Origin of the sequence: Burkholderia sp. Bp9012 (assembly GCF_003853825.1) — a bacterium.
Taxonomy (GTDB): domain Bacteria; phylum Pseudomonadota; class Gammaproteobacteria; order Burkholderiales; family Burkholderiaceae; genus Burkholderia; species Burkholderia diffusa.
Genome location: NZ_QTQA01000058.1, coordinates 1 through 6009 on the forward strand (window position 1 = coordinate 1; position 6009 = coordinate 6009).

Annotated in this window: 4 protein-coding genes and 4 pseudogenes; 5 read left to right on the forward strand and 3 right to left on the reverse strand. The window is 53.7% G+C overall.

The features are described 5' to 3' along the window. Positions 1-394 precede the first annotated feature (394 nt). From DIE11_RS35725 to DIE11_RS35735, 3 pseudogenes are all read right to left on the reverse strand, one after another. Positions 395-932 (reverse strand): annotated as a pseudogene (locus tag DIE11_RS35725) (transposase); the annotation flags it as partial. A 12-nt stretch (positions 933-944) separates the two neighbouring features. Continuing rightward, a pseudogene (locus tag DIE11_RS35730) lies at positions 945-1118 on the reverse strand (Arm DNA-binding domain-containing protein); the annotation flags it as partial. Continuing rightward, positions 1115-1472: pseudogene (locus tag DIE11_RS35735) on the reverse strand (transposase); the annotation flags it as partial. The pseudogenes DIE11_RS35730 and DIE11_RS35735, both read right to left, overlap by 4 nt. Positions 1473-1942: 470 nt before the next feature. Between DIE11_RS35735 and DIE11_RS35740 the strand changes: the two are divergent. The 5 genes and pseudogenes from DIE11_RS35740 to DIE11_RS37620 all read left to right on the forward strand — a co-directional run. Then, the gene (locus DIE11_RS35740) at positions 1943-2725 is read left to right on the forward strand and encodes an ABC transporter substrate-binding protein (protein ID WP_124489859.1); all 783 of its coding nucleotides are present in this window, start codon (positions 1943-1945) and stop codon (positions 2723-2725) included. Between the two features lie 277 nt (positions 2726-3002). Further along, the gene (locus tag DIE11_RS35745) at positions 3003-3692 is read left to right on the forward strand and encodes an ABC transporter permease (RefSeq protein ID WP_124489860.1); all 690 of its coding nucleotides are present in this window, start codon (positions 3003-3005) and stop codon (positions 3690-3692) included. Positions 3693-3695: 3 nt separating this feature from the next. Next, positions 3696-4409: an ABC transporter permease gene (locus tag DIE11_RS35750; protein ID WP_124489861.1), complete on the forward strand. Its 714-nt coding sequence runs from the start codon at positions 3696-3698 to the stop codon at positions 4407-4409. 66 nt (positions 4410-4475) lie between these two features. Next, on the forward strand, positions 4476-5264 hold the full coding sequence (locus tag DIE11_RS35755; RefSeq protein ID WP_311767606.1) for an ATP-binding cassette domain-containing protein: 789 nt from the start codon (positions 4476-4478) through the stop codon (positions 5262-5264). 552 nt (positions 5265-5816) lie between these two features. After that, positions 5817-5933: pseudogene (locus tag DIE11_RS37620) on the forward strand (porin); the annotation flags it as partial. Positions 5934-6009: the final 76 nt, after the last annotated feature.

Sequence of the window (6009 nt, forward strand, 5' to 3'; positions counted from 1 at the left end):
GCAAAAGGCTGACTGTACTGAAAGGTGGCTCAGATTTACTTCGCGCGAAGTGGCTCATTATTACTTTGCGCCCAACACCTTGAACACTCGTTGCTTGGAGGGCTTCAACCCATCGCGTGTGCCAGTAAGGACAGTGCATGGAAGCACGCTCGTCATCGGGCAGTCCCGATAGACGATGTTGACGACTCACGACGAGCAGTTGGATACCGATCATTTGCGGACCGTCAGCGAGTCGCGCTGCCTCGGCCGGACGCGAACAGCAGAGGCGCGACGGTTGCTACTACACACCGCTACGCCACGGCGGATGTCGAAGTGATGCGACGTGGCCTGGATAAGTCGTAAGCGCTCGACCGAGACCGTAGCGTAGGTCGTTGACGGCGAGAGATTCGCCGTGCTATCGGATGGGCTCGACAGCGAGCTGTAGACGGCAGCGACGGCGCCACGCTCCACGGCAGCAGCTCATCGATGCGGTTGATCGGCTGGTCAGCGATGTGCTCGAGCACGTAGGAGAGATACGCCTCCGGATCTAGGCCGTTCAGGCGCGCCGTATCAATCGGGCTATACATCGCCGCGGCACGTTCACCGCCGGAGTCGGCGCCGACGAACAAGTAATTCCGTCTGCCGAGGGCGACACCGCGCAACGCTCGCTCGGCGATCGGGTTATCAATCTCCGCACGCCCGTCGCTGCAGTAGTAGATGAGTGCTGGCCATCGATGCAGCGCGTACTAAATCGCCTTGGTCGCGTCGGATTTCGCACAGGGCGTGGTGAGCGTCGCTTCGAACCACCGCTTCATGTCGTCGAGCAGTGGCGCAGCTCGCGCCTGACGCGCGCTACGTCGTTCGTCAGATGGCTTGCCGCGGATCTGCTCTTCGATCTTGTAGAGTGCGCCGATCCGCAGCAATGCTTCCTCCGTGACGGCATTGGGGCGTACCATCGGAGTCGGCGCAGGCGAACAAGTACCCTCACGGACGGCACGACGGGCGTCGAGCAGCTTTTCCCGCGCCAACGCCAGCGAGATGCCCCCTCGACCATAGCGGCCAATGATCAGCATTTCTCGCCGCCCGATAACGCGGTAGCCGTATCGAAAAGAAACAGTGCCCGCCGGAGATACGGGTATCCGTCCGTCATCAGCACCGAGCCAGGCTGCACGCCGGCGTAGAGCTTCTGTGCATGTTGGGCGCCCAGACCCGTGGCTACGAGAACATCCGCACAGGCGGCCCTGAGCCTTTGAATTGAACACACAGGTAACTCTTTGCCTGCGGCCTTCGACCTGGTTTCTTCAGGACCTGGAACGTCGTTTCGTCGCCATCATTCAGGACCGATTCGAGGGGCGTGTCGCGCATCAGGTTGATCGCCGGCTGCGTGGCTAGGCCCACCGTACCCCGCTCGCTGCAAGCGTATTCGACGAGATGTCGCCTCCGAAGCGACGCAGCAGTGTGGCCTGGCGATACAGCGGCATTCCGTACTGTAAAGCAGCCGAAACCAATCGCTTCCGAGTATGCCCTATGCTAAATCCCGTCGGATGGTTAACGCTCTGAGGGCAGTTGACGGAAGCAACGATTTTTGTGGAGGTCGTTCCTCGAATGTTGACCTCGAGTCGTTCGCGGGGCGGCACGACCAGCCTGTTCCCCCGCCAGATTGACGTCTCCGCAGCTCGACCTCTCCGACAGATCTGCCCGCTGCTAGCACCGGAAAAACTATCTCATTCCTGCATAACCTATCGATTTCTTCGCATTGGACGCGATCGCAACGTGGCGCGCATTATTCGCCTACGCGCTGAAGATCGACTACGGCTCCTTGAAATTCAAGGAGTCTCGCTCGACCGTCACGCGCTGACGGGTCGCTTTGAGTCGCTCAAGGTAGGGGTGTTCGAGGTGGCTCAAGAACTAGGCGAACGTTCGACGGACGGCGCCCCTGCTAAACGCAAACGGAACTATTGTGATGAAGTTGAAAATGATTCTTGCAGCGCTCTGCATCGCCAGCGTGCCACTGGCAGCAGCGGCAGACGCCGTCAAACAAATCCGGTTTGGGGTCGACAGCTCTTACCCTCCGTTTGAATCCAAAACGGCAAGTGGCGAATTGACCGGATTCGACATCGACCTGGGAAACGCCATTTGTGCAAAGCTGAATGCAAAGTGTGTCTGGGTTGAGAATTCGTTCGACGGCATGATTCCGGCTCTTCAGGCACGCAAGTTCGATGCAATTAATTCCTCGATGTCGAAGAATGAGAAACGGGTAAAGGTGATTGATTTCACGAACAAGCTTTACGCACCAGTCGAGGCGTTGATTGTCAAGAAAGGCTCCCCGCTAGTCGCTACAACTGAGTCGCTCAAGGGCAAACGGGTCGGTGTGCTGCAAGGCAGCACCCAGGAGACATACGCTCGAAAGTACTGGGGTGGAAGTAATGTTGAAGTTGTCCCATATCAAACGCAAGACCTCATTTGGCCTGATCTCATTGCGGGTCGTGTCGACGCCGCGATAGCCTTCGCTCCTCAAGCAGATGCTGGCTTCTTGAAAACCCCACCGGGTAAGGACTTCGTCTTCGCGCAAGGCCCGGCCATCAAGGACGAAGCTATTTTTGGCCCAGGTGTTAGCATCGGCATCAGAAAGGGTGACACCGCGCTGCGCGACGCCATCAACGGAGCTATCGATAGTCTGAGAAAAGACGGCACGTACGACAAGATTGCGAAGAAGTATTTTAACTTCAACATCTACGGTAGCTGACCCGATTAAGCCGATTCGCAATGGGGTTTCGTAGCTTCCTGGGTGGTGCGCGATTGCGCCGCCGTGCCGAGTAGAAATCTCAAGAGCCGACGAAAACGAGCGCAAAGGATTCGCCAAATAAAGACGGACGTAGGCATCAAAAATGTTCTGCCGGTCAATGGCCATGCGTACAAAACATTGAACGTCAAGATTGGATCTGGTTGTACACACGAATCTAGTCGGCTCGACGCGACGCAAGGCCCCCTCACGCAAATCAAAACTCGACACGGAGACGTTTGTGTTTCTGTATGGATTCGGTCCGCTATTATTTGCGGGCACAATTAGAACGATTGAGTTGTCCCTCTTGTCGCTTGCCACTGCAATCGTCCTCGGACTGTTGGGCGCAATTGCAAAGCTCTCACATAAACGTTCTCTTAGAACTATTGGTGGTTGCTATACGACGCTTATTCGCTCAGTTCCAGACCTCGTCTTAATGCTGCTTCTGTTTTACAGTATCCAGATTGCAGTCAACAATCTGACCGATGCGCTAGGAATTTCCCAATTTGATATCGACCCGTTGGCTGCCGGGGTTCTAACGCTTGGCTTCATTTACGGTGCTTATTTCACCGAGACATTCCGTGGGGCATTCTTGTCGGTTCCACGCGGTCAGCTCGAAGCGGGTGCGGCCTATGGGATGAGCGGCACTCTCGTATTCAGGAGAATTTTGTTTCCACAAATGATGCGATTCGCGATTCCAGGAATTGGCAACAACTGGCAGGTTCTGGTTAAGGCGACGGCACTGGTATCAATTATCGGACTGGCCGACGTCGTGAAGGCGGCCCAAGACGCGGGAAAGAGTACGTACAAGATGTTCTTCTTCATCTTGTGTGCGGCTTTCATCTACTTGGTTATTGCGACTTTCTCGAACCTCGTTTTGGCGTGGCTGGCAAGGAATTACTCGTCCGGTGTGCGGCACGCGGAGCTCTGATTCATGATTGATATCCTCAACGAATTCTGGCGCGCCTTTCTTTATTGGGACGGGCAGCGGTTTTCTGGACTTGCGGTCACCCTCTGGTTGCTCGTCGCATCGCTTTTCCTCGGCTTCATTCTGGCTGTCCCACTTGCTGTAGCCCGTATATCGAACAATCGGTTTATTAGCGTTCCTGTCTGGTGCTATACCTATGTATTCCGGGGAACTCCGCTGTACGTGCAACTCCTGCTCATCTACACAGGTCTTTACGGTTTTGAGTTTGTTCGTTCGGCTGAGATATTGAGTGCCGTTTTCAGGAGCGGGTACTACTGCTCAATCATCGCGTTTGCGCTCAACACTTGCGCTTATACGACTGAGATGTTTGCCGGAGCGATGCGAACGACTAATCATGGAGAAATCGAGGCGGCTCGCGCCTACGGAATGAGTTGGTTCACGATGTACCGACAAATTGTCATTCCTTCAGCGTTGCGTCGTGCGTTACCACTGTATAGCAATGAGGTGATTCTGATGCTTCATGCGACATCCGTCGCTTTCACCGCGACAGTGCCCGATATCCTAAAAGTCGCTCGCGACGCCAATTCCGCGACATATCAATCATTTCAATCTTTCGGGATCGCAGCGTTGCTCTATCTCGTCGTTTCATTTTCGTTGGTGACAATTTTCCGGCAAGCCGAGCGACGTTGGCTCGCATATTTGAGTGTTCGGTCACGCTAAGAAAAATCCGATTGCCCTGGTTGGATGGTGAACGATGGGCTGCGATTTAGAAGGAATAGCATTTTAATGAAGACAACTCGAGCAATGGACTGCAAGCTCGCTGTCCACGAAATTCACAAAAGCTTCGGTGATAACGAAGTACTGAATGGTGTATCGCTTACGGCAAAAAAGGGTGACGTAATTAGTATCATCGGCGCGTCCGGGTCGGGAAAAAGCACGTTTCTTCGCTGCATCAACTATCTTGAGCAACCGAACTCCGGAAAAATCTTTCTCGATGGGAAAGAAATTAAAACGAAGAGGGATAAGACTGGCGCTTTGGTAGTTGTTGATCCCAAACAACTTCAATGCATGCGGACGAAGCTGTCGATGGTGTTTCAGCATTTCAATCTGTGGGCTCACATGAACGTGCTCGAGAACGTCATTGAGGCTCCGACACACGTGCTGGGTATTAGTCGAAAAGACGCTGAGGAGCGAGCCCGTGCATATCTTGAAAAAGTAGGCTTGCCGCCCCGTGTCGAGAAGCAATATCCGTCACACCTATCAGGTGGACAGCAGCAGCGAGTCGCCATCGCACGTGCGCTGGCGATGAACCCGGATGTCATGTTGTTCGACGAACCTACATCCGCCCTGGACCCGGAACTAGTCGGCGAAGTTCTCAAAGTAATGCAGAAACTTGCTGAAGAAGGGCGGACCATGATTGTAGTTACCCATGAAATGGGATTCGCACGGAATGTGTCGAATCACGTCATGTTTTTACATCAGGGGCGTACAGAGGAGCAGGGGCCTCCCGAAGAAGTGCTCAACACTCCTGGAAGCGAGCGGCTGAGGCAATTCCTTGCGGGAAGCTTGAAGTAAGTCAGCTTCACCGCCTTCACGAGTGCAACACACAAGATTGACCTGGATGCCAACCAAGAAGGTGACAGAAAAGGCTACAGAAATTTGTGGATGAGCAAGTCCTTGGAGGCTACGCGATGAAGCTGTGTTCTGAAGGGGACGACATGCGGATTCACGCGTGGATGGGCGTACAGGCAGATGGGAATCGCACGCCGAGATCATCGCAAGGCTGCTCTGATGGCCAGTCGCTGTTGCGCTTCATAACACTATTGGTCGGTTGGATTTGCTTGCGAAGCTCCCTGCTAGCTCGCCAGCCGAACTCTCAAAAGTATTAGCGTGAATCAGGCTGGCTAAAAGTATCCGTCGTACGGACAGGAGAATGCGTTCGAAGAGGTTCAAATGGTTACTTATTCGTGCGCTCGAAAGATAAGGATTTCACGAGATTGGAAATTGCTTCTCGCGGCGAGATTTTTATGCTCGCACGGAGTAAGCATTTTGTATTTCTTCGTCCAGCCTGTGATTTGAAGTGCGGTTGTTGGCCTATGTAGTCATTTCAATATTTGGAGACTTTCTATGAAAAAAACTATATGTGCAGGACTTGTCCTATCTTCTATTGCCCTACCGACATTCGCGCAGTCGTCGGTTACCCTGTACGGGTTGATTGATGAAGGGTTCAATTTTACGAATAATGGACCGGCCAGAGTTTCATAGACACTCACGAGCCGTTTAGCGCGTAGCGCCGCTCAAACTCTACAGGTGACAGGTC

Excerpts from the sequence above, each read along its gene's own strand:
- DIE11_RS35750 (WP_124489861.1), top strand. The coding sequence starts at position 3,696 with ATGATTGATATCCTCAACGAATTCTGGCGCGCCTTTCTTTATTGGGAC.
- DIE11_RS35740 (WP_124489859.1), top strand. The coding sequence starts at position 1,943 with ATGAAGTTGAAAATGATTCTTGCAGCGCTCTGCATCGCCAGCGTGCCA.
- DIE11_RS35755 (WP_311767606.1), top strand. The coding sequence starts at position 4,476 with ATGAAGACAACTCGAGCAATGGACTGCAAGCTCGCTGTCCACGAAATT.